Genomic DNA, 22807 nt, shown 5'->3' with positions numbered 1-22807 from the left:
TTCTTGTTATATTGACACCACCCGCGAGGATAGGGCCGATTATAGAGTAGACGCAACCTTCTGCGAAAGCTGTTCGATCTGTTTGGCAATGGCGTTTGCCGGGCGGGGTTCCGATATCAGGAAACCCTGGATTTCATCGCAGCCATGTTCGCGCAGGAATTCAAGCTGTTCCTTGGTTTCCACACCTTCGGCCACCACCTTCAGGCCCAGATTGTGCCCCATGATAATGATGGTATTGGTGATCGCCGCATCATCGGGATCGGTCGTCACATCGCGGACAAACGACCGGTCGATCTTGATCGAATTGATCGGCAGCCGTTTCAGATAGGCAAGCGACGAATATCCTGTACCGAAATCATCGATTGCAATCTGCAGGCCCAGCTTGCGCAATTCATCAAGGATCGATGCCGATCGTTTGATTTCATGCATCATCACGGTTTCGGTGATTTCAAGGACGATGCGCGATGCCGGTGTCGCCGTTTCATCCAGAATGCGCGATATGGTTTCGGTAATCCGGCCTTCGATCAATTGTCGCGGCGACAGATTGACGGCAATGCTGACCGGCGGCAGACCCAGCAGATCCCATTCGCGGATCTGGTCGCAGACCCGTCTTAAAACCCATTCGCCGATTTTGCCGATCAGGCCGGTTTCCTCGGCGACCGGGATGAACTGCATCGGCGATATAAAGCCGCGCCCCGGCTGGTTCCAGCGGATCAGCGCCTCAAGCCCCGAAAGCCTGCTGGACGCCAGTTCGATTTTCGGCTGATAGTAAAGTTCAAACTGTCCCTTTGCCAGGGCTTCGCGCAGGTCGTTTTCAATGGCAAGTCTGGCAACCGCACTTTCATTCATCGTCTTGGTAAAGAAATGATAGGTCCCGCCGCCGCGGGCCTTGGCGCTGTACATTGCCGTGTCGGCATTGCGCATCAGTGTCGGAAAATCCTCGCCATCTGCGGGGCAAAGCGCGATCCCGATGGATGGGGTGATGAATAAAAGCCGCCCCAGAATATCAAAGGCAGGGGCGAGTGCATCGAGAACCGCCTGCGACAGGGTCGCGGCATCCTGCGTTTCACGCAGGCGTGGAATAATGATCAGAAACTCGTCCCCGCCAAGTCGCCCGATCACTTCCTGTCGGCTGATGACCCGGCGCAAACGGTCCGCCACGGCCTTAAGCAGCATATCGCCGACATTATGCCCAAGGCTGTCATTGATCAGTTTGAACCGGTCAAGATCGATAAACAGGATGGCGGTCGCGCTGGCATGTGGTCCCTGCGCGTCGCGCCTGTTGCCCTCAAGCGCCATTTTAAGGCTGTATTCCAGCATGCTGCGATTGGGCAGATTGGTCAGCGCATCATGGTTGGCCATATAGACCAGTTGTTCTTCATAGCGTTTGCGCGCGGTAATATCATGCAGGACAACCGTGATCAGCGGTGTTTCCGCCTCAGGGATCGGGCGGAATGCTGCACTGACCTCGATCTCGGTCTTGTCCATGCGCACCAGCGGCAGGGTCAGGCGCTGCTCGGCGGTGTGATGTTGCAGGTTAAGGGTCGTAAGGTCGGCAAGGCTTTCCTCGAAATGCGGAATGGCGCGCGGTGCGATAAATTCCAGAAGCGACCGGCCCTTTGGCGTTTCATCCTGCGCCAGCCCCAGCAAGGGAAAGGATGCATTGTTGAATTCGACAATCGTACCATCGGGGGTAATGGTCAGGATGCCGTCCGCCACATTCTGGACAATGGCGCGAAGGCGGGACTCGCTATCGCGCATTTGCTGTTCGGTCTGGCGCAGTTTGCCAAGCGAGGTGGCGATACCTTCAACCAGCGTGCTGATCGAACGTGACAAAAGACCCAGTTCGTCGCGTTCATGATTGCGGGCCACTGTCAGCCCGGTGGCATCGGGATGATCGGTATCAATGCCGGTGACGGCCTGCGAAATCCGCAAAAGCGGTTTGGTTAGCGTCAGGTAAAAGAACACCATCAGGGCCAGACCCAGCAGGAGGTTGCGTAAAATGCCAGATGTCAGGATGCGGGTTGCGCGGTTGATGAAGCCATCGGCAATCAGGTCGGTATCGATCCGGACGATCAGATGCCCGACAAGGTCCCGGTTTTCCCCGATCTGAAGCGGCACGTCATATTGCTGGTTGTTGCCAAACATCATTTCGGTCAGGGCCGAGCGCCCCGATGCCGAGGGCGCGCGCGATTTGTCAGCCAGAACATTGCCGAAATTGTCGCGCAGCGTCGCGCTATAGACCGGTTCATATTCGAAAAGGCCCGATACGACGCGTGCGGCAAGCGTCTCATCAAGGCCATAGGCCGCCTGTGTCGCGGATTCGCGCAAGGTAGACAGAACCTGATTGACGGTTCGGTCGATCAGGTTGCGTTCTTCGTGCAAATCCCAGGCGATCTGCGCGATACTGAAAACCAGTCCGATCAGAAGGGTGATAATGACGGCTGCACGTGCCTGTTTGACAGACAAACGATCACGCCATCTGAGCCGTTGCGTTTTCAGGCTACCCTCCGCCAATCCACACCCCTGCATGGCTCTGTGACCATTTGCACACCCAAGACTATGTGCTTGGCACCGCAAAAGCAATTGTTGCGCGGGTTCTAATACTGGAAAATTGCGGGGATTTATGTATTTTCCCGCCCAAGCCGGTTTGAATGTCCGATGCGGTTTGTTTAACTGCGATATCGCAATGCACCGAAACGGCAATACTACTAAAAAAAATGGGATTTTATTGGAGTTGCACACAACCGCACTGCGTGATAACCCAATGCCCCGAGAGAGAACAAGGCCGAGCGCGGGCGCAGCCGCATCACGGCCTCGCAACCTGAACGGAGTTACACCATGACCTATGTGGTGACGGAAAACTGCATCAAGTGTAAGTATCAGGACTGCGTCGAGGTTTGCCCCGTCGATTGCTTCTATGAAGGTGAGAACTTTCTGGTTATTCATCCGGACGAATGCATTGATTGCGGTGTCTGCGAACCTGAATGTCCGGCCGAGGCGATTATTCCCGATACGGAACCGAATCTGGATAACTGGCTCGAGATCAACCGCAAATTCGCGGAAATCTGGCCGAATATTACGCGCAAGGGTGATGCACCGGCCGATGCCGATGAATGGAACGGCAAGACGGGCAAGACCGAAATGCTTAGCGAAGCACCGGGAACCGGTGACTGATCACGCGTGATAGAAACCTGTAATTAAACGATATTTGCGCCTTTTCTTATCTGGCGCATGGCTGCATTGAGCCGGTCGCACGGAAAAATTCTGTGATAGACCGGCTCGTTGTGTTATTGTGGGCAACTCGCGTTCAAGGGCTCGGCAGGCTCGCTCCGCGCAGTCGGATCTCCGTTATTATATCCTGTCAGAAACCGCGACTTCGCCAAAAGCATTGTCGCGCGCAGCTCTTCGCGTCGCTGGGTCTATAGTGTTACAGTTGAATGACCAGGCCTGTTTGGGCCGGAAGGAAGCTTGATGTCGGATAAGTTGCCGTTTGCTGTTGGCGATTACGTTGTCTACCCCGCACATGGCGTTGGCCGTGTCGATGGCCTGGAAACCCAGGAAATTGCGGGCCAGGAATTACGCCTTTACATCATCACTTTTGAATCAAGCCGCATGACCTTGCGCGTGCCGGTGAACAAGGTGGGCAACTCCGGACTGCGCAAGCTGTCCTCGAAAAAACAGATGGACTCGGCGCTTATCACCCTTAAGGGTCGTGCGCGCGTCAAACGCACCATGTGGTCGCGCCGTGCGCAGGAATACGAGGCAAAGATCAATTCCGGTGATCCGGTTTCGATTGCCGAAGTTGTTCGCGATCTGCACCGCACCGCCACCCAGCCCGAACAGTCGTTCTCCGAACGCCAGATTTACGAAGCAGCGTTTGAGCGCCTCGTCGATGAACTGGCTGCGATCGAAAAGATCGACAAGGACAAGGCATCGGGCAAGCTCGAAAAACTGTTGCAGAAAGCAGCCTGATACGTCTGTACAGCTTTCTTATACAGAGACCTCTTTTTAAAAACCGGCCTACAAGGTAATCTTGGGCCGGTTTTGTTTATGTTGGGCACGTTATGGCGATGAACGCAGTTCTGGCACCGATAAAACCGGCGGACAAGATTTGGGCCGTCGGGGCGATCAATGGTGATCTTGGCGCATTGCAGGCCGTTCATGGCAAGCTTGGGCGCAAAATTGCTGTCGGTGATCGTCTGGTCTATCTTGGCAATTACTGGGGCGATGGCACAGCGGAAACCGTGCTGGGGACCATTAATGAATTGTTGCTGTTTCGCCGCTTCTTCATCGCCAGACCAGATGTCGATATTGCCGATATTGCCTTTCTGCGCGGCACGGCCGAAGAAATGCTGAGCAAACTGCAGCAAATCCATTTTGCCCCCAATCCGGGCGAGGTTTTTGACTGGATGCTGTCGCGTGGCATTGCCGGGACGCTTCGGGCCTATGGTTTTGATCCGTCAAACGTGCAGGCCCTGATGCGTCAGGGGGCGCATGCCATTTCGCAATGGACCGGGCAGTTCGGCGCGTCTTTCCGCCGCCAGAATGGCCATAGCGCGCTTTTGTCCGATCTCAAACATGCCGCCTATGCCACCGATGGATCGCTGATATTGGTTCATGCCGGGCTTGATGGCTCCCGCCCGCTGACCGGACAGACAGATACCTTCTGGTGGGGCGGATCGATGTTCGAAAGCATTACGGACCGCTATTACGATTGCCGCCGCATTATTCGCGGGTCGTCGCAAACCAATATCGGTTTGCAGGAACGCGAGTTTACCCTGTCGATTGATGGCGGGGCCGGGCGCGGTGGCCAATTGATCGCGGTTGCCATCGGTCGTGACGGCAAGATCGTTGATCGTATCGAAAGCTGATTTTTGCGATATTGCACAAATGAAAAAGGGCAGCAAATCCGTTTTGCTGCCCTTTTGTTTTCGTTGATTTGGTTCAGTCGATCACGACCTTGACCATCGAACCCTCTGCCGGGGGCTGGCCAGGTTCAAGCCCGTTCAGCACCGCAAAGGTTTCGGCAGGTTCGCGCGAGACCGCCATCTGATCGACAAAGGTCGACAGGTCATATTCCGGGTTCATCGCCCGGACCTTGATCCGCAGCGGATGGTATTTCTGCTGCTCTTCGCGGGTAAGCGGGCGGAAGCTGTATGTCGTGCGGCGTAGCGCGACATTATAGGCATCGACCTGATCCAGCGGCACGATAAACAGGAACTGATAGGCATTGTCGCCGTGCCGGATCGCCACCACCCGCAATCGTACCCGTTCACCGGAATTCAGATTGACGTCGGCATGGCCGGTAGCGGCTTCCTGGCCGTTGATATCGATATTCTCGATATTGGTGATTGCGATTTTGCTGGAAAAACCGCGCGCCAGATATTGATCAAGGGCAACACCCTTGGCCTTCGGTGCGCCCTCAAACACGATCTGCGCACCACCCTTGTCCTGCGCAATCACCGCATCGGGCTGGTTGATCATCGAAAATCCGTCGGGCACCTCGAACCGGAAATCAAGCGGCACATGGATAAAGGCCGTCCCGCGCACATAACCGTTATCCGGGCCGTCGCCGTAAATAATCCCGTCAATTGCCGTCATGTAACGTACGGCACCGATTTCCGGGTTGGCTACCGGGGTAACATTGGCGGCCTGATGGGCCTGCTCGATCCGGTCAAGGGTCCGCGGGTGGGTGGCCATGAAATCGAACTGATCGATTTCGTCGGGCGACCGGCCCGCCAGTTTTGCCTGAAGGCGTGAGTGGGCGCGCAATTTCTTCAGGAAGGATGCCATGCCTTCCGGGTCGTATCCGGCGCGCGTGATATAGCGCACGCCCAGCATGTCGGCCTCAAATTCATGTTCGCGCGAAAACGACTTCAGATAGGCGTTGGCCCCGACGCCGACGATATCCCCGGCGCCGCTGCCAAGAGCAGCCGAAAGCCCGCCGGCCAAAATTTGCGTCAGGACGCCACGGCTGTAACGTTGTGCGGAATGGCGTGCGACCACATGGCCGATTTCATGGGCCAGAACCCCGGCAAGTTCCGCTTCGTTCGAGGCAAGAGAGGCCAGGCCGCGCGTGATATAAACATACCCGCCCGGCAGGGCAAAGGCGTTGATCACTTGCGAATCAAGCACGGTAAAGGTGAATTTTTCGTCCGGTGCTTCGGATACTGCCACCAGCTTGTTGCCGATTTCCGTGACATAACCCTGCAGGTCTTTTTCATCGTAATCGCCGCCAAATTCGCGCACGATTTTCGGATGTTCTTCGGCACCGACCTGCTTTTCCTGATCGGGGGACATAAAGGCGGTAAAGCTGTCTTCACCCGTCGCGCGGTTGGTCGAACAGCCTGCAAGGGCCGCAATCAGACCAACTGCGCCAAGGGCGGTTGCCAATCGTCTTGTCTTGCGATGAAAAAGCCAGCTCATTGAAGTCTTTCCTCTTGTGCCCGCGATGCGTATCCTTTGCCGGAACCGCAATTTTATCCCTTACGATGTGGTAGCGCGTGTTGGCTTGCCAATCAATATCTCGCAACAATCAAACCTGTGCGCAAAAATCGGGAAATTTTGCGGCGATCTTTCCTGTCCTCGTTTCTGGATGCCTGTTTGTGGCATGTCTGATCGTCGCCACGCCCTCGCATGCGCAAAAATGGATATGCGGCCCTGCCTTTGGTTCCGCCAAAGTTGATGCCATCAGCGCGCGCGTCGGTGATCTTGCGGCGATGCCGGTCCGGCTGGCAAAACCTGACGCCGTTGATGCCCTGACAATATCCGCGCAACCGGGTATCCTTTGGCGTCTGGCCGATATTGCCTTTGTCCCGGAATTTGAAACTGCCGCGCTTGAGGTAATGCAAGGCGGGGCGGATGCCATCACCGTCCTTGTCGCCCATGATCAAAATCCCGATTTCGCCGGACGTCAGTTGGCCGATATGCAGGACGGATCGGGCATGTTGTGGCAGGAAAAACTGCTTGAACAGGGGCTTGCGATCCTTCTGCCTGAAGGAGACCGTCCGATTGATGCGTTGATCGTGGCTGAACAAACGGCCATCTCCCGGCAATTAGGACCTTGGGCGACAGATCAAAACCCGGCTTATCACTATGGCGGCTCGCCCGAACTGGCTGGCGAGCTGCCCGATGCCAGGCATGCTGTCGGTCGCTTTGCCGTGATCGATGGCATCCTTAAGCGCATCGAAGATCGCGAATGGCGCAGTTATCTTAATTTCGGTGCCGACTGGCGCAGTGATTTCACCGTGATGATCGACCGCGATATGCGCGATTCGATCAAAGGGGCAGGGCAGCATATGGAAGACTGGATTGGCCAGAAAATTCGTGTGCGCGGCATGATCGAGGATCGTGGCGGGCCTTATCTGGAACTCGCCAATCCGGCGTCGCTATGTGTGGAACAGTCTGTCGTTCAACCGTAAACGGCTTTGGACTTGTCCAATAACACTTTGGACGTGTAGAAGAATGGGGCGACAGATTCCAAGAGGCTCCCCAATGCTTTATCCCGAGATCGAACCCGCTTATTCCGGCTGGCTGGAACGGCCCGACGGGCACGAAATCTATTGGGAAGAGCTTGGCAATCCCGAGGGTATTCCGGTGATTTTCCTGCATGGCGGGCCCGGTGCCGGGATGTCACCCAATGCGCGGCGCTTCTTTGATCCCGAAAAATACCGGGTGATCCTGCATGACCAACGCGGTGCCGGTAAATCCCGGCCGTTCGGCAGCCTTGAAAACAATACAACCGACCATCTGATTGGCGATATCGAAGTGCTCCGTCAGGATCGCGGCATTGATCAATGGCTGGTGTTTGGCGGGTCATGGGGATCGACCCTGGCGCTGGCCTATGGGCAGGCCCACCCGGAACAGGTGCTTGGTTTCGTTCTGCGCGGGATATTCCTGTGCCGGGATCAGGAAATCGACTGGTTCATGGATGGCATGGGCAAATTCTTTGCCGAGGCGGAGAAGAAATTCCTCGCCGCTGTCGGGTTTGATCACAATCCCGGAAGTGCTGCCCTGCTGGATCGCTATGGCGATGTCTTTGCTGGCAGGGAAGGCGAATCTGCCGCGATTGCGGCGGCACGCGCATGGTCGGGGTTCGAGGCGACCTGCTGCACGTTGCTGCCCGATGAGGGCTTGGTCGCGGATTTCGAAGGTGACGGGATCGCGTTGGCTCTGGCGCGGCTCGAACATTATTACTTCGTCCATAAGGGTTTCTTTGCTCCCGATCAGCTTCTTCGGAATATGGACCTTATCCGTCATTTGCCGGCCCGCATTGTTCAGGGCCGCTATGACGTTGTCTGTCCGCCGGTTTCTGCGTTTGAACTGCACGCGCAATGGCCGGGTTCGGAAATGAATATCGTTGAGGATGCCGGTCACGCGGCAAGTGAACCGGGGATCGTGCGCGAACTTGTGCGCGCCACGAATTCCTTTAATGGCACCGGATTTGATAAAAATTAAAACAGCCGTGTCATTGTTTTGTTGTTTATATCATACGGTTGGGTAGTATATGCCCGACATGATCCTAGAGGGGACTTAGGTTAATGCGGTTGGTTTTGGGGAAAATCCTGGCCCTGCTTTTGGTCGCAGGATTTGCAGGTGCTGCAAACGCGCAGCAGTTTCTTGGCAATGACAATGACAGCGGCCTGCTGGAATTCTCGACCGGTATGGTCGATATCACGCAGGATGAAGAAGCCGCTGAATTCCGTCTCGATTACCGTTTCCAGCATGCGATGTTTGGCGTTTTGCGTCCGATCACCGGCGTGATGGTCACCAGCGACAAGGCGGCACACGGTTATGGCGGTCTGGCGATGGATGTGCTGTGGGGCGATCACTTCGTTTCCAGCATTTATACCTCGGTCGGTGCCTACCATCAGGGTGACGGTGAAGACCTCGGTCACTGGATCGAATTCCGTTCGGGCCTTGAACTTGGCTTCCGCTTTGACAGCCGCGAACGTCTGAGCCTTGGCATTGCCCATATTTCGAACGCCAGCATCGGCGACGAAAACCCGGGCACGGAAATCCTGTCTCTGACCTATGCTGTTCCGATCGACGCGATCTTCGAGTGATCTGTGCGTTCGGAACCACGCTTCAAGCCCCGCCAGCCGCGGGGCTTTTTGCTTTTTCGGTCAAGGCAGGGAAAATTTGGTTCGCTGCCGGATTGATCGCGGCTATCGAAGCTGCTAATTGAATGCCTCCTGCTAATAAAGTGCGCCCGTAGCTCAGCAGGATAGAGCACCAGATTCCTAATCTGGGGGCCACAGGTTCGAATCCTGTCGGGCGCACCATCTCCTTTTGCCTTATTCTTCCAGACGACCCGTACCCTCCCGGTCCCGCTCATAGCGTTTCGCAAGCGGAAATTCCGGCAGCCAGTTTTCGCGGCGGATGGTCCACAGTTCGTAGGTGGGTTTTAACCGGTTGGGTTCGTCCAGCGCGCCAAGATTGACTTCGATCTCGTCCCCGCTGCGCCCGAAAACGGTCGAGCCGCAATCGGGGCAGAAAAACCTGCCCTGATAATCACGCACGTCGCCTTCGACCGTTACCGCATCCTCGGGATAAACCGCAGACGCATGAAAAAGCGCGCCATGATGTTTCCGGCAATCAAGGCAATGACACAGGCCAACCCGATATGGCTTTCCCGATGCCACGATCTTGACTTTGCCGCACAGGCAGCCACCGGTGATTTTATCCATTGGTTTCTCCAGTCAATCATGGAGCGGGAAGTTTAGTGCCTTGGTCACGCGGCCGTTCATTGCCGATTTCGGCCGATTTTCGTCCTGACGGCTTCCTTGTCTCGGGCACAGCGAAAAGTTGTATTTTTCCAATTTTTTGCTCGCCTTGAAATGATCTTTGCGTCTGCACATATCCTTATATAACGGGCAAATTGCACAAGCCCTTTTATATGGCCGATCCGGCCGGGAGGTGTCAGATGAAAAACTGGATTCGTCTTCCGAACAGCGAAGGCAATTGCGTTGCGACGTCCAAGAATGCCGCAGGTTCGACAAGTTCCCCATCCGTTACCGTTCATGAACGCGAAATCGGACGAAACGGGTTTCTCGGGCCATCGGCCCATGTTTATCACAAACATCCACCGGCAGGCTGGGCCTCGTTCGAGGGGCCGCTGCGCCCGCGCGCCTTTAACCTGAACAAGCTGGCCGCCGGGCCGGACTGCCCGTTACAGGCGCGGCGCATCCTGCATAATACGGTAATGGAAGTCCGATATTGGCGGCTGGATGGCAAAATGCATGCGCTGGCGCGTAATGCCGATGGCGATACGCTGGCCTTTGTTCACAATGGCAGCGGCGCGCTTTATTGCGATTACGGCCACATGTCCTATCGCGACGGGGATTATATCCTGCTGCCGCGCGGCACGGCCTGGCGGTTCGAGGCAACCGATCCGTCCGAATTCCTGTTTATCGAGGCTACCAACGATGCCTTTGGCCTGCCAAGCGACACCCAGTCGGCAGGTCATCCGTCGATCGACCCGACCAGTTTCGAAGTGCCGCGGCTTGATGACAAATTCCGCGCCCAGCAGGACGAGGCATATTGGGAAATTCACATCAAGCGTCGCAATGCGATTTCGACCCTGACCTATCCCTATAACCCGCTTGATGCGGTGGGATGGCAGGGGGATCTCAGTGTCGTGCGCCTGAATTGGCGCGATTTGCGACAAAGCCGCCAGCCGGGGCAACCCGTACCCCCGGCGGCCCACAGCACATTTGTTGCCAACCGGTTCGCTATTTCCACTTTTGTCCCCAAAATTGGCGAGGGCGAGTCCGGGACTTTGCGCGTGCCGTTCTATCATTCGAACGAGGATTTCGACGAATTCATCTTCTATCACCGGGGTGAATTTTACAGCCGCGGCGATATCAAGCCGGGCATGGCGACATTCCATCCCAGCGGTTTCCCGCATGGTCCGCACCCGTGCTCGTATCAGAAAACCATGATTCGGGTGCCGGTCGAAACCGACGAGGTGGCGGTGATGATTGACTGTGCCGAAATGGTCAATATCGATGAAACCATTCCGGATGGTGCGGAATGGAAGGCCTATGTCAATACGTGGGAAAAGGCGAAAGAAACGCTTTGATGCTGTACGAAGGGTTGCAAAAGCGGCTTGGGGCCTGTTTTCTGCCCGTTTCGGGCGATTGAGCATTGATCTTCGGTTTTGTTTGACCTATCCGGAACATTAAGGGTTTCATCAGCATGTCGCGGTAAGCTGACTATGTGCAAAATGCCGGTTCCTTTGTCATGGACTGGCTTGCACGATAGTATAAGCTTGGCAGTGCAGATGGCCAAAGAATTGAATTTGTCGGGATGGGTTGATCAAAGCCGAGAATGACCAGACAGCAAGTAGCCAATAAAAGCGGAAGCATTTCGTCATCTGGTCGTGCAGGTCAACCGGATGCGCTGTCCTGTTTGCCTTCGTCATTTGTAAGCCGTGGTGTGCGCACGCCTTTCACGACCAAAAGCCTGCGCTATGCGCGCGTGCTGATCGGCCAAAGCGGTCGGACCCTTGTCAGCCTTCCGGGGCTTTCGGGCGGGCTTGGCACATATGAAATGCCGCTTGAAACCCTGCGCGAAGTGTTCGATCTGTCGGTTCATGACCGGATGCTGTTTGACCGGCTGATTACACTTGAAAAATTCACCCCGGAACTGGTGCGCGAACATGCGCGTGCCGTTGCCGTGACCGGGGTTGGCGGCGTTGCCCTGGCGCATGCCGGGATCATCGGTGACAAGGAAGAAAAAGCCGCGCGCGAACTTGGTCAGCTGACCCTGCTGTATCAGGCGCTCCGCCAGCTTGGTGGCGATGATGTCCAGGACATGAAACGCGAAGATCTCCTGACCATGGAAGGGCAGGTGCGTGCGCGCAAGGCGCTGAACCGCTTTGCCACCGTGGCCGGGGTTGCAAATGACTCGATCATCGACAGTCTTGGCGAATGGAGCGTGCTGAGCGCACCGGTCGGTCTTGCGATTGAGGGCTGCGAAGGGCCGCTTCGCCTTCTTACATTCGGGTTGCAAAAACTTGCCGGCGATGTCGAGGAATGGTCGATTTCCGAACAGTCCGATTTCCGTTTCATGGCAACCCGTGTCATCAATGCCGCCAGTGCCACCAACGATCATGCGATGCGGTTGCTGCGGAAGATTGATTTGTGGAACAATGAACTTGGCAAGGTCCTGAAAGACTGGTCCACCGCCAAAAACGACCTGCACAAGCAGATCGAACGTTTGTGGTGGGTGCTTGACGGGTGGCAGGAGCTGATTGATCTGTGGCGGTCGCGCCCCCAACATGATCGGGTGCGCCAGCGCGAGATTGTCGAGGAAATTGCAAGTTTCGCGCCTGTATTGCCAATCGAAGAGCTTGAGAAACTTGAATATGAATTCTGGGTCGATGTCCGGGTTAACCAGATGCTGTGGGCGTCCGAATTGCGCAAACTTGGCAGTGGCGAAATTGACGCCGACATGGTTGACCGGCTGGAGCGTTTCCGGAGGCAGTCGGCGTGAAAGTTGAAAATGCCGCAAATATGGGTGTTTCCCAGCTTGGCGATCTGTTCGAATCGCTGAGCAGTTCGGAAATCGCACGCTTTACCCGCGCAATCGAAAGCGACCGTGTCGATCCCAAACTGCCGCTGCCTCATGAACAGATTTTGCAGATTTTGCGTCCGCGTCTGGCATCGCTGAAGCCCGAACGCTATCCCACGCCAATGCGCCAGTTCTGCGACCCGTTCGAGGATTTGCTGACGTCGGCCCCGCCCAGTGAACACAGTATCCGCATCAGTCGTTCATCCCTGATGCCGATCTGGAATCTGGTTGAAAGTTCCGGTGGGCCGGAAGTTGCCAAGGCGATTGCCGATATCGAAAAGGCCGCTGCCAAACGCGATCAGGATATGCTCGAACAGGCGGAACGCCGCCTGTGGAAGCTGGCGTCGGTTTGCATTGCGCAGGAAATCGAAAATTCGCTGAGCGGGGTCAAGACCGAACGCGCGCTGGCGACCCGTCTCGGGTCGCGTATTCATCTGCGGGCGCTAGAGGAAATCGGTAAAATCCTGAATGTTGCCGAAGAAATCACCCTGATGCGTAAACGCTTCCCGTCCGCCCCGATCAGGAGCCTCGGCACCGCAGATATTGGCTGGTTGCGTGACCGGTTTGTCGAGGTTTCCGCGGAAAAGCCGGGATACGAGCCGGTTTACCTTACGGCGGTTCTGGCAAGGCTGCTTCGGCCAAGCGAGCTTTTCAAACTGATCCGCGTATTATCGAGCAAGGCCGATGATCGCACGATTTCCAGCACAAATCTGGCGACAACCGGCGATCTGATCATTGATCTTCTGGCTGAAACCGTGACCGAGATCGAACAGGGTGTCGGTACCGGCAAGGGGGAACACCATATCCTGTCGCTTGCCCGCTGGTACGCATCGGAATTCACCCGGATCACGCGCGAATTCAACATCCGCAAGGATGGGCGCTGGGGCGAGAAACTGCTGGAAACGCGTCGTCGCGTGTCCAAGGCGATGGCCAATACCATGTTTGGCGCCAGCCCGGATCGCATTATCGATGCCCTGCCATCGCTTGAAACCAAGCAGGGGCCGGGATCCGGCCGACAGGGTATGCGGCCAATCTTTTCCCAGCCGTTTGACGATGAAAAGGTTCTGGCGGCTGAACAATCGGCCGAGGCGATTGCTGAAACCGCGCGGATTTCGCATGTCCTGGCTGCCCAGAGTTCGGCGACCAAGGCGGTGGTGGAATTGAAGAAAAAGCTTAACCTGATCGGGCGTGCCGGGGTGGATGGCATGGGGCGGCTGGATGCAGATGAGCTTGACAATGCCCAGCGCAATCTCATGGCAATCGTGCGTCTGCTTGAAATCATCGATGGCCCCGAAGAAGCCGATTTGCTGCGCCGTCGCGGTATGAATGCGTTGCGTGCGCTTCAGAGTAAAAAGGCAAGCTGAGCCTGCCTTTTATTCCGTCAGTTCTTCCTGTTTTTTGCGCTGATCAAGCCACGTCATGAAAGCCCGGATTTTCGGGTTGCGGGACCGGCTGGTCGGGCAGGTTGCGTAATAGTGAAACGGGCTTGCGCGCGGCGGGCCAAAGGGCGCGACAATCCGGCCATTGGCCAGTTCATCTCCGATGGCAAAAGTCGGCAGCAACGCCACGCCAAGCCCCGCAATGGCGGCCTGCATCGCCATGGTGAAATGTTCGAACTTCGGACCGTTTTCCCCGTCAATATCGGTAAGGCCACTTGCGGCCAGCCAGTCGGTCCATCCGCGGGGGCGGGTTGCTATGTGTAAAAGTGAATAATCACGAAGATTATTTGGTTTTGGTGAATAATCCAGATTCTCGATCAGTTTCGGGCTGCAGATCGGCACCATTTCCTCGCCATGCAGCAAATGCGCATCCAGCCCCGGCCAGTTGCCATCGCCAAACAGCACCGCAATATCAATCTGTTCGCGGTCAAAATCGGGGATGCCGATCCGTGAAATGAAGTTGATGACGATATCGGGATGGCGGCCGCGAAAATCGGGTAGCAACGGAATCAGGCAGCGCGACCCGAAAGTCGGCGGAGCGGCAATGGTCAGAACCCCGCCCTCGGCCCCGCCCGACAGGAAGGTCAGGGTGGCGGTTTCAAGCTGATCCAGTGCGGGGCGGATCGCCTGCAAATAACTTTCGCCCTCAGATGTCAGGACCAGCCGCTGTTTTTCGCGGGCAAACAGTTTGCAGCCCAGCCAGTCTTCAAGCCCCTGTATCTGGCGGCTGACGGCACTTTGTGTCAGGTAAAGTTCCTCGGCGGCGCGTGAAGCGCTGCCAAAGCGGGCGGTCTGTTCAAAACAACTCAGCGCTTTAAGGCTGGGGATGCGGCGACTCATGATTAAATCCGTCGAAATACAGGAATATTTGGGCTTTATCTTGCTGCGAGGGCATAGTTTATGATTTTTACGCATAAACTATGCCCGATTTATCATTTGCAAGCGCGTCTGCCAATGCCTAGCTTTAGCCCAGAAGCGATAAGCTTTCAGGGATGATGCCGTCTCGCCCTTCTATGGTGTCATCCCTGCTTTGGTTTCAGAAATTTCATAAGGGATCAGGACGATGGCAAGCCGCGCACCTTTTCACTGGGAAGACCCGCTGCTGATTGAAGATCAGCTGAGCGAAGAAGAACGCATGATCCGTGACGCGGCGCGCGCCTATTGTCAGGAAAACCTTCAGACCCGCGTTCTCGAAGCCAACCGGCACGAGATTTTCCATCGCGAAATCATGACCGAGATGGGCGAACTTGGCCTGCTTGGCCCGACCATCCCCGAAGAATACGGCGGGCCGGGTGTCAACCATGTTGCCTATGGCCTTGTCGCGCGCGAGGTCGAACGGGTTGATAGCGGCTATCGTTCGGCGATGTCGGTGCAAAGCTCGCTTGTGATGCATCCGATCTATGCCTATGGCAGCGAGGAACAGCGCAAGAAGTATCTTCCGAAACTGGCAACCGGCGCATGGGTTGGCTGTTTTGGTCTGACCGAGCCGGACCACGGGTCCGATCCGGGCGGCATGAAAACGCGTGCCCGCAAGGCCGATGGCGGTTTCACCCTGTCGGGATCGAAAATGTGGATCACTAACAGCCCGATCGCCGATGTGTTTGTCGTCTGGGGCAAGGATGACGAAGGTGTCATTCGCGGCTTCATCCTTGAAAAAGGCATGAAGGGCCTGAGCGCACCGAAGATCGAAGGCAAATTTTCGCTGCGTGCATCGATCACCGGCGAGATCGTTATGGATAACGTCTTTGTCCCGGCGGAAAACATGCTGCCCAATGCCAAGGGCCTTGGCGGGCCGTTCGGTTGCCTGAACAAGGCACGTTATGGCATTTCCTGGGGGGCGATGGGGGCGGCTGAATTCTGCTGGCACGCGGCCCGTCAATATACCCTTGATCGCAAACAGTTTGGTCGTCCGCTGGCCGCCAATCAGCTGATCCAGCTTAAACTGGCGAACATGCAGACCGAAATCACCCTTGGTCTACAGGGCGCGCTTCAGCTTGGCCGGATGCTGGATGCCGGAACCGCTGCACCCGAGGCGATTTCGCTGATGAAACGCAACAACTGCGGCAAGGCGCTTGATATCGCGCGTGTTGCCCGTGACATGCATGGCGGCAACGGCATTGCCGATGAATTCCATGTCATCCGTCATGCGATGAATCTTGAAGCGGTCAATACCTATGAAGGCACGCATGATGTGCATGCCCTGATCCTTGGACGTGCCCAGACCGGCATTCAGGCGTTCACCGCCGAGGGCTGAGGACTTCGATTACGGGCGGTACCGATCTTTGGTGTCGCCCTTTTTTCCTTTTTGACGACGATCCCGGGATGGAATGATGACCAGCGCGCTTTCTGGACTTCGTGTGCTTGATCTTTCGCGTGTCTTGGCGGGGCCTTGGGCCAGTCAGACACTGGCCGATATGGGGGCCGAGGTGATCAAGATCGAACGTCCGGGGGCGGGCGACGATACCCGTGGCTGGGGCCCGCCCTATGCCAAGGATACGGCGGGTAACGACACCAGCGAGGCGGCCTATTACCTGTCGGCCAATCGTGGCAAAAAGTCGCTGACGATTGATATGACCAAGCCTGAGGGGCAGGAGATCCTGCATAAACTTGCCGCCGAATGCGACGTGGTGATCGAGAATTTCAAGGTCGGCGGACTTGCCAAATACCGGCTGGATTACGCATCGCTATCGGCAATCAATCCCAGGATCGTCTATTGTTCGATCACCGGCTTCGGGCAGGACGGCCCCTATAAGGACCGGCCGGGTTATGATTTCATGATCCAGGCCATGGGCGGCTTGATGAGCATCACCGGCGCACCCGATCAGGAACCGGGCGGGCAACCGATGAAGGTTGGTGTTGCGGTTGCCGATATCTTTACCGGGCTTTATGCGACGATTGGTATCCTGGCGGCCCTTCGCCACCGCGATGCGACGGGCGAGGGGCAGCATATCGATCTGGCACTGCTGGATGTGCAGACGGCGATCCTTGCCAATCAGGCGATGAATTACCTGACGACGGGCAAGGCACCGGGGCGGCTTGGCAATGCGCATCCCAATATCGTGCCCTATGAAGCCTTCCCGACGGCGGATGGCTATATCATCCTTGCGGTCGGCAATGACAGCCAGTTCAGAAGCTTCTGCACTGTCGCCGGGCTCGGGCATTTGCCCGATGACGCACGATATACCACCAACCGGTCACGGGTGGCAAACCGCGAAACGTTGGTGCCACAGATCCGTCAGGCGATGGTGATGAAATCGACCGACGACTGGATCGCCGCGCTTGAGACAGCTAATGTGCCATGCGGCCCGATCAATACGCTGGATCGGGTGTTTGACAACCCGCAGGTCAAACATCGCGATACGGTGCGATATCTTGATCATCCAACCGCGGGCAAGGTGCCAACGGTTGCCAACCCGATCAAATTTTCCAAAACACCGATTGCCGGTGAAGCCGCGCCGCCGATGCTGGGCCAGCATAGCGATGACATCCTGCGCAAGGTGGCGGATCTGAGTGATGAACAGATTGCCAAATTACGCGCCAGTGGAATTATCTGATCAAGAAATGATCTGGCAATTGGGGGATTTGGTCGGCTTTTGGTCGATAGCCTCCTGAATTGGTTGGAACAATTGCGTGGATTTATGATTTCAGATTGAAGATTCGGCGGTTTGACTTCGCATTTTTGTCAGAACTTGCGGAATAGCTTGTGTTTGGTGGGTAACATACGCCACAGCGTTGCATGACATCCCCCTTCCTGTATGATTTTTAGAAAATCAAATCAGGGGTGCATATGCCAGAAATTGTTGTTGCGGCACGATCTGTCAGCAAGTCTTTCGGCAGTGGCGCGGGCGCTGTTAAGGCGCTTGATGATGTCTCTGTTGATATATTCCAGAACGAATTTTTTACGATGCTTGGCCCGTCGGGTTGTGGCAAGACCACCTTGTTGCGGTTGATCGGCGGGTTCGAGCAGGCGACATCGGGTGAAATCCTGCTCGAAGGTGCGGCCTTGCAGGACTTGCCCCCCTATAAACGGCCGATCAATACGGTTTTCCAGTCCTATGCGCTGTTTCCGCATTTGACCGTGCGCCAGAACATCACATTCGGACTTGAGATGAAGGGCATTGATCGCAAGCAGGCCAATGCGCGCGCCGACGAGATGCTGGAACTGGTGCAGCTTGCACAATATGGCGACAGAAGCCCAAGCCAGCTTTCGGGCGGCCAGCAGCAAAGGATTGCACTGGCACGTGCCCTTGCCCCGGCCCCCAAGGTTCTGTTGCTGGACGAGCCATTGTCCGCCCTTGATCTGAAATTGCGCAAGGAAATGCAAATCGAACTGAAACGATTGCAGACCGAAACCGGCATCACCTTTGTCTTTGTCACCCATGATCAGGAAGAAGCGTTGGCGATGTCTGATCGGATTGCGGTGATGCAGGCCGGTCATATTTTGCAGATTGGTGCCCCGCGCGAGATTTACGAACAACCGACCCATCGCTTCGTTGCCGATTTCATTGGCGAAAGCAATTTCCTGACCGGGGAACTTTTGACATCGGCGCAGGGCGATCTGATGTTGCGGGTTGACGGTGTCGGGGACGTGTCGCTTGGCGATGCGACAACCGCGCCGCAGAAATCCGGCCAGGTAACGGTATCCATCCGCCCGGAACGGTTAAGCCTTGGTCCGGCAGGCGAGCCCAAAGAAGTCCGATTGGAAGGCCGGGTTGCTGGCGTGGTCTATATCGGGACCGATACGGCCTATCACATTGAACTGGGCGGCGGGCAGCAATCCCTGCGGGTCAGGATGCAGAATTCCGCTGGCAATGCGGATGCGCGGAACGAAACCCGCAATTTTGCCAAGGGTGCCCCCGTTTCGGTGACTATCCCTGCCGACGCCGCCCGCGTGCTGGTGGATTGATCATGGGCAATCTGTTTCGCAGCAAACGATTTTGGCTGATTGCCCCGGCGGTTGTTTATATCGGGTTCTTTATGGCCGTGCCGCTGATGCAGATGGCCTATGTGTCGATCCTTGAACGCGGGGAATATGGCGGGGTGAACTGGGGCGTCTTTTCGTTTGATGCCTATATCAGTTTCATCTTTGAACGCGACCTGATGGATAACCTGATGGTCAATACCGATTATCTTCAGGTCTTCGCGCGGTCGTTCGGCCTGTCGGCCATGACCATGGTCTTTGCCCTTGTTCTGGGATTTCCCACCGCCTTTTACATTTCGATCCAGCCACAAAGCCGCCGGAACTTTTTGATTTTTCTGGTAACCATTCCGTTCTGGACCAACATCCTTGTGCGCAACTATGCGTGGATCCTTTTGCTGCGCAATGGCGGGCTGTTTGACAATCTGCTGGGCGCATTGGGATGGGAAACCGGCGGGCTTGACATCCTTTACACGCCCTATGCCGTGTCGATCGGGCTTACATATACCTATCTGCCATTCATGGTTTTGCCGATCTATGCCAGCCTGGAAAAGCTTGATCATCGGTTGATCGAGGCAGCATTCGATCTGGGCGCGGACAAGCTGCGCGCGATGACACGGGTCATCTTGCCATTGGCGGCACCGGGGATTGTTGCCGGATGTATTCTGGTATTCGTGCCCTGTCTTGGGGCCTATGTCACACCCGAGCTTCTGGGCGGTGGCAAATTCATGATGATCGCCAATCTGATCGGCAGCCAGTTTGGATCGGCGCGTAACTGGCCATTCGGGGCGGGGCTTGGCTTTGTTCTGTTGGCGGTGGTGTTGCTGGCGATGATGGCCTATTCGATGAAGTTCAAATCCCTGCCGGAGGAAAAATCATGAAAGTTGATTCCTCCAACCCGTTATGGCGGTTTCGCGGCGTGACGCCGATGGCGATCTTTTTCTTTGCCTATCTGTATCTGCCGATTGTCGTGCTGATTGTGTTGTCGTTTAACGAAAATCGGCTGGCGACGATCTGGACCGGCTTTACCACCGACTGGTATGTGGTGGCACTTGGCAATGACGATATGCTGCGCGCGGCACGAAATTCATTGATCATTGCTGTTTCGGCAACCGTGGTTGCGACCCTTGCCGCGACACTGGCGGCATTGGGCATGTCAGGCAGGCGGTTTCGTGGTGAAACCGGGGTGGCGGCGATGCTGGCGCTGCCCTTGCTGGTGCCGGAAATTGTGACCGCGATTGCGACCTTGCTGTTCTTTGTGGCGCTGGGCGTAAAGCTTGGTCTGATCAGTGTGATTGCCGCACATACGGTGTTTTGCATTCCGTTTGCCTATCTGCCGATCCGGGCCCGGCTTGAAGGAATGGACCCATCACTGGTCGAGGCGGCAACTGATCTTTATGCCAATGAATGGAAAGCGTTCCGGCGTGTGACATTGCCGTTATTGTGGCCGGGGATCATTTCGGGTGCGATGTTGTCCTTCATCATTTCGCTGGATGATTTTGTCATTTCCTATTTCGTCGGCGGAGCCGGGGCGACAACATTGCCGATCTATATTTTTGGCATGATCCGTATTGGTATCACGCCAGAGGTAAACGCGGTTTCGGCCCTGATGCTGGTGGTGTCGATTCTGTTTGTCAGCGTTTCGTTCCTGATTGACCGCATTCGTTACTGATTAGGGACCATTCCCCAGAACGCGACCGTTTTACGGACGGGCCGGTCGCAAATAATCAACATGGGACCGTCCAAAACAGGGAGTCTTAGGATGAACATACGTTCTGTACTTCTGGGAGCATCAGCACTTGCGTTGTTGTCTGCCGGGGCGGCGAAGGCCGACGGCGAGTTGTTCCTGTATAACTGGTCGAACTATTTCCCGCCGGAACTGATTGAAAAGTTCGAAGCCGATACCGGGATCAAGGTGACGCTTGATGTCTATGATTCCAATGAAACCATGCTGGCGAAATTGCAGGCCGGGGCATCGGGATATGATATCGCGGTGGCATCGGACTATATGGTCGACACCATGATCAAAGACGGGCTTGCGACCGAATTTGACGCTAAGAGCCTTGAAAACTTCAAGAATGTCGCCAAACCGCATGACACGATGCAATACGACCCGGACCGGAAATATTCGGTGACTTATTTGTGGGGCACCACCGGCTTTACCTATGACGCGGCTGCGACTGATGCCGAGATAGAGCAAAGCTGGAAAGAGTTTTTCGAGCCGCGCGAAGAGTTTCAGGGCAAGATCGGCGCGTTGAATGATGAAGTCGAAATGTATAATGCGGCGTCGTATTATATCGGGGTCAAAAAATGCACGGAAGACCCGGTCGAGGCGCAAAAGGTTCTCGACGTGTTGCTGAAACAAAAGCCTTATATTGCGGTTTACAGCTCCGAAGGCACGATTGACCGCATGTCTGCCCGCGAAGTGCAGATGCATATGCAGTGGAACGGGGCGGCACATCGCACCAAGGAAACTATTCCCGAGGCAGTGTTTGTGTATCCCAAAGAAGGCCTGACTTACTGGTCGGATCATTTCGTCGTGCCGACCGGTGCGCCGAACCTTGAGAATGCGAAAACCTTTATCAATTGGATGATGCAGCCGGAAAACGCCGCCGCCGCGTCGAACTATGCCGGTTACATGAACGGGATCAGGAGCGCAGACGCCTTCATGGATGAGTCGCTGAAAAATGATCCGGCGGTCAATATGCCCGAAGAATATGCCGGCCTTCTGATACCGGGACAGAATTGCTCGGCCAAGGCGCGCGATTTGCGCAACCGTGTCTGGACCAAGCTCAAGAACTAGGGTCGAGGCTGCTGCCTTAAGAAAAGATGTGTCACTGGGCGGCTTTGTGCCGGTCCGGTGACATTCGCGACAAATGGGACAAGATGACATGACGACCGATATGCCAAACCGCGATAGCGTTTCGATTGCCCTTTGGGCGACCAATTTGGGGGTGCCGTTGAACGGTTTGCAGGACTGGGTCGATCACATTGATCACAAAATGGCCGAGGCGGACGGGGCAAATATCTTTGTCATGCCGGAATATGCATCAGAACAGTGGTTGGCGTTCAAGCCCGACGGCTTGCGCACCGATCAGGAAATGGCATGGATGGCCGATCATGCCAGTGCGGCCTGCGATCACGCGGCAAAACTGGCAATAAAGCATGACATGGTTCTGGTGGCAGGCAGCATGCCCCATCATGTCGATCCGGCAAAACCGGAACGGGGCCAGACCAACAGCGCGATGATTTTCACACCCGAAGGCACGCGCATTGTTCAGGACAAAATGTCTTTGACGCCGGGTGAACAGGAACCCGATAACTGGAACCTGACACCGGGCAGCAGGTTTGCGACATTTGACTGGCGGGGATTGCGGATTGCGGTGCTGATTTGCCTTGATATCGAAATGCCAGCGCTTTCATGTCTGCTGGCACCGCTTGATATCGATGTATTGCTGGTGCCTTCCATGACGGCAACGCCATCGGGATATCATCGCGTGTTTGGCTGTGCCAAGGCGCGTGCGGTTGAATTGATGTGCAGCATTGCGGTATGCGGCACGACGGGAACCGCCAACCAGACCACCCAGAACCCGACGAATTATTCCGGCTGTTCGGTATTTACTCCTTGCGAGCCGCAGCTTGGCCATACCGGGGTTTTTGCCCATGTCGCGCCGGATTTTGACGATGGGGGTGACGGGCCGCTTTTGCTGGCGCGTGATGTTCCTATCGGTTTGATCCGCGAGCTTCGCGGCGGGGATGCGGAAGTTTGGCCGGGGGGCTGGAAGGCCGATCATGTGTCGGTTGTGACGTTGGGGGCTTGATCTGTGGCGGAAAGTGTCGTCGATTGATGCCGCGTTTGACATCTGATCGG

20 protein-coding genes and 1 tRNA gene are annotated in these 22807 nt (G+C 55.9%); 17 read left to right on the top strand and 4 right to left on the bottom strand.

The genetic code is table 11. The annotated features are described in order from the left end of the window. Positions 1–39: 39 nt before the first annotated feature. Positions 40–2517, bottom strand: coding sequence for an EAL domain-containing protein (locus LG297_RS17285; RefSeq protein WP_404422440.1), 2478 nt, complete (start codon positions 2515–2517; stop codon positions 40–42). 324 nt (positions 2518–2841) lie between these two features. Between LG297_RS17285 and fdxA the strand changes: the two genes are divergently transcribed. From fdxA to LG297_RS17270, 3 genes are all read left to right on the top strand, one after another. Continuing rightward, on the top strand, positions 2842–3177 hold the full coding sequence (fdxA, locus tag LG297_RS17280) for a ferredoxin FdxA (RefSeq protein ID WP_404422438.1): 336 nt from the start codon (positions 2842–2844) through the stop codon (positions 3175–3177). A 297-nt stretch (positions 3178–3474) separates the two neighbouring features. Then, entirely contained in the window at positions 3475–3975 is a 501-nt protein-coding gene (locus LG297_RS17275; RefSeq protein WP_062948226.1) for a CarD family transcriptional regulator, read from the top strand. A 92-nt stretch (positions 3976–4067) separates the two neighbouring features. Beyond that, a complete protein-coding gene (locus LG297_RS17270; protein WP_404422435.1) occupies positions 4068–4874 on the top strand; it encodes a hypothetical protein in 807 nt (268 codons plus the stop codon). 73 nt (positions 4875–4947) lie between these two features. On the opposite strand, the gene LG297_RS17265 is transcribed toward LG297_RS17270, so the two are convergent. Next, the gene (locus tag LG297_RS17265; protein ID WP_404422433.1) at positions 4948–6429 is read right to left on the bottom strand and encodes a M48 family metalloprotease; all 1482 of its coding nucleotides are present in this window, start codon (positions 6427–6429) and stop codon (positions 4948–4950) included. 179 nt (positions 6430–6608) lie between these two features. Between LG297_RS17265 and LG297_RS17260 the strand changes: the two genes are divergently transcribed. From LG297_RS17260 to LG297_RS17245, 4 genes are all read left to right on the top strand, one after another. After that, entirely contained in the window at positions 6609–7424 is an 816-nt protein-coding gene (locus LG297_RS17260; RefSeq protein WP_404422431.1) for a hypothetical protein, read from the top strand. A 73-nt stretch (positions 7425–7497) separates the two neighbouring features. Further along, complete coding sequence (gene pip, locus LG297_RS17255; RefSeq protein ID WP_404422429.1) at positions 7498–8460, top strand: prolyl aminopeptidase; 963 nt, start codon at positions 7498–7500, stop codon at positions 8458–8460. A gap of 83 nt (positions 8461–8543) precedes the next feature. Beyond that, positions 8544–9068 (top strand): acyloxyacyl hydrolase, encoded by a 525-nt coding sequence (locus LG297_RS17250; RefSeq protein WP_404422427.1) that lies wholly within the window; start codon positions 8544–8546, stop codon positions 9066–9068. A gap of 142 nt (positions 9069–9210) precedes the next feature. Next, a tRNA-Arg gene (locus LG297_RS17245) sits at positions 9211–9287 on the top strand. A 12-nt stretch (positions 9288–9299) separates the two neighbouring features. Here the strand turns inward: LG297_RS17245 and LG297_RS17240 are convergent. After that, positions 9300–9692, bottom strand: coding sequence for a GFA family protein (locus tag LG297_RS17240; RefSeq protein WP_404422425.1), 393 nt, complete (start codon positions 9690–9692; stop codon positions 9300–9302). Between the two features lie 236 nt (positions 9693–9928). On the opposite strand from LG297_RS17240, the gene LG297_RS17235 reads away from it, so the two are divergent. From LG297_RS17235 to LG297_RS17225, 3 genes are all read left to right on the top strand, one after another. Further along, complete coding sequence (locus LG297_RS17235) at positions 9929–11086, top strand: homogentisate 1,2-dioxygenase (protein ID WP_404422423.1); 1158 nt, start codon at positions 9929–9931, stop codon at positions 11084–11086. A 248-nt stretch (positions 11087–11334) separates the two neighbouring features. Then, positions 11335–12501 carry a hypothetical protein gene (locus LG297_RS17230; protein ID WP_404422421.1) on the top strand — a complete coding sequence of 389 codons (1167 nt, stop codon included), beginning with the start codon at positions 11335–11337 and terminating at the stop codon, positions 12499–12501. Further along, positions 12498–13943: a hypothetical protein gene (locus tag LG297_RS17225; protein ID WP_404422419.1), complete on the top strand. Its 1446-nt coding sequence runs from the start codon at positions 12498–12500 to the stop codon at positions 13941–13943. Before LG297_RS17230 ends, LG297_RS17225 begins: the two co-directional genes overlap by 4 nt. A 9-nt stretch (positions 13944–13952) precedes the next feature. Here LG297_RS17225 and gcvA read toward each other — a convergent pair whose 3' ends face one another. Beyond that, positions 13953–14858, bottom strand: coding sequence for a transcriptional regulator GcvA (gcvA, locus tag LG297_RS17220; protein WP_404422417.1), 906 nt, complete (start codon positions 14856–14858; stop codon positions 13953–13955). Between the two features lie 223 nt (positions 14859–15081). On the opposite strand from gcvA, the gene LG297_RS17215 reads away from it, so the two are divergent. From LG297_RS17215 to LG297_RS17185, 7 genes are all read left to right on the top strand, one after another. Then, entirely contained in the window at positions 15082–16272 is a 1191-nt protein-coding gene (locus LG297_RS17215; RefSeq protein WP_404422415.1) for an acyl-CoA dehydrogenase, read from the top strand. 76 nt (positions 16273–16348) lie between these two features. Beyond that, a complete protein-coding gene (locus LG297_RS17210) occupies positions 16349–17572 on the top strand; it encodes a CaiB/BaiF CoA transferase family protein (protein ID WP_404422413.1) in 1224 nt (407 codons plus the stop codon). Between the two features lie 233 nt (positions 17573–17805). After that, positions 17806–18924 (top strand): ABC transporter ATP-binding protein, encoded by a 1119-nt coding sequence (locus tag LG297_RS17205; protein ID WP_404422411.1) that lies wholly within the window; start codon positions 17806–17808, stop codon positions 18922–18924. A 2-nt stretch (positions 18925–18926) separates the two neighbouring features. Continuing rightward, positions 18927–19817: an ABC transporter permease gene (locus LG297_RS17200; protein WP_404422409.1), complete on the top strand. Its 891-nt coding sequence runs from the start codon at positions 18927–18929 to the stop codon at positions 19815–19817. Next, complete coding sequence (locus LG297_RS17195; protein WP_404422407.1) at positions 19814–20608, top strand: ABC transporter permease; 795 nt, start codon at positions 19814–19816, stop codon at positions 20606–20608. The genes LG297_RS17200 and LG297_RS17195 overlap by 4 nt, the downstream gene beginning before the upstream one ends. 90 nt (positions 20609–20698) lie before the next feature. Beyond that, positions 20699–21739, top strand: a complete 1041-nt coding sequence (locus tag LG297_RS17190; RefSeq protein ID WP_404422405.1) for an extracellular solute-binding protein — start codon at positions 20699–20701, stop codon at positions 21737–21739. Positions 21740–21827: 88 nt separating this feature from the next. Further along, positions 21828–22757 (top strand): nitrilase-related carbon-nitrogen hydrolase, encoded by a 930-nt coding sequence (locus LG297_RS17185; protein ID WP_065702141.1) that lies wholly within the window; start codon positions 21828–21830, stop codon positions 22755–22757. Positions 22758–22807 lie beyond the last annotated feature (50 nt).

This window comes from Thalassospira australica (assembly GCF_044790785.1).
Classification (GTDB): domain Bacteria; phylum Pseudomonadota; class Alphaproteobacteria; order Rhodospirillales; family Thalassospiraceae; genus Thalassospira; species Thalassospira australica_A.
This window is presented reverse-complemented; position numbering and strand designations above follow the sequence as displayed.

Bases quoted from the DNA above. Each gene is read 5' to 3' on its own strand.
- LG297_RS17205 (WP_404422411.1), top strand. From the start codon at position 17,806: ATGCCAGAAATTGTTGTTGCGGCACGATCTGTCAGCAAGTCTTTCGGC.
- LG297_RS17270 (WP_404422435.1), top strand. From the start codon at position 4,068: ATGGCGATGAACGCAGTTCTGGCACCGATAAAACCGGCGGACAAGATT.
- LG297_RS17195 (WP_404422407.1), top strand. From the start codon at position 19,814: ATGAAAGTTGATTCCTCCAACCCGTTATGGCGGTTTCGCGGCGTGACG.
- LG297_RS17210 (WP_404422413.1), top strand. From the start codon at position 16,349: ATGACCAGCGCGCTTTCTGGACTTCGTGTGCTTGATCTTTCGCGTGTC.
- LG297_RS17235 (WP_404422423.1), top strand. From the start codon at position 9,929: ATGAAAAACTGGATTCGTCTTCCGAACAGCGAAGGCAATTGCGTTGCG.
- pip (WP_404422429.1), top strand. From the start codon at position 7,498: ATGCTTTATCCCGAGATCGAACCCGCTTATTCCGGCTGGCTGGAACGG.
- gcvA (WP_404422417.1), bottom strand. From the start codon at position 14,858: ATGAGTCGCCGCATCCCCAGCCTTAAAGCGCTGAGTTGTTTTGAACAG.
- LG297_RS17215 (WP_404422415.1), top strand. From the start codon at position 15,082: ATGGCAAGCCGCGCACCTTTTCACTGGGAAGACCCGCTGCTGATTGAA.
- fdxA (WP_404422438.1), top strand. From the start codon at position 2,842: ATGACCTATGTGGTGACGGAAAACTGCATCAAGTGTAAGTATCAGGAC.
- LG297_RS17200 (WP_404422409.1), top strand. From the start codon at position 18,927: ATGGGCAATCTGTTTCGCAGCAAACGATTTTGGCTGATTGCCCCGGCG.
- LG297_RS17190 (WP_404422405.1), top strand. From the start codon at position 20,699: ATGAACATACGTTCTGTACTTCTGGGAGCATCAGCACTTGCGTTGTTG.
- LG297_RS17275 (WP_062948226.1), top strand. From the start codon at position 3,475: ATGTCGGATAAGTTGCCGTTTGCTGTTGGCGATTACGTTGTCTACCCC.
- LG297_RS17265 (WP_404422433.1), bottom strand. From the start codon at position 6,429: ATGAGCTGGCTTTTTCATCGCAAGACAAGACGATTGGCAACCGCCCTT.
- LG297_RS17240 (WP_404422425.1), bottom strand. From the start codon at position 9,692: ATGGATAAAATCACCGGTGGCTGCCTGTGCGGCAAAGTCAAGATCGTG.
- LG297_RS17185 (WP_065702141.1), top strand. From the start codon at position 21,828: ATGACGACCGATATGCCAAACCGCGATAGCGTTTCGATTGCCCTTTGG.
- LG297_RS17250 (WP_404422427.1), top strand. From the start codon at position 8,544: ATGCGGTTGGTTTTGGGGAAAATCCTGGCCCTGCTTTTGGTCGCAGGA.
- LG297_RS17230 (WP_404422421.1), top strand. From the start codon at position 11,335: ATGACCAGACAGCAAGTAGCCAATAAAAGCGGAAGCATTTCGTCATCT.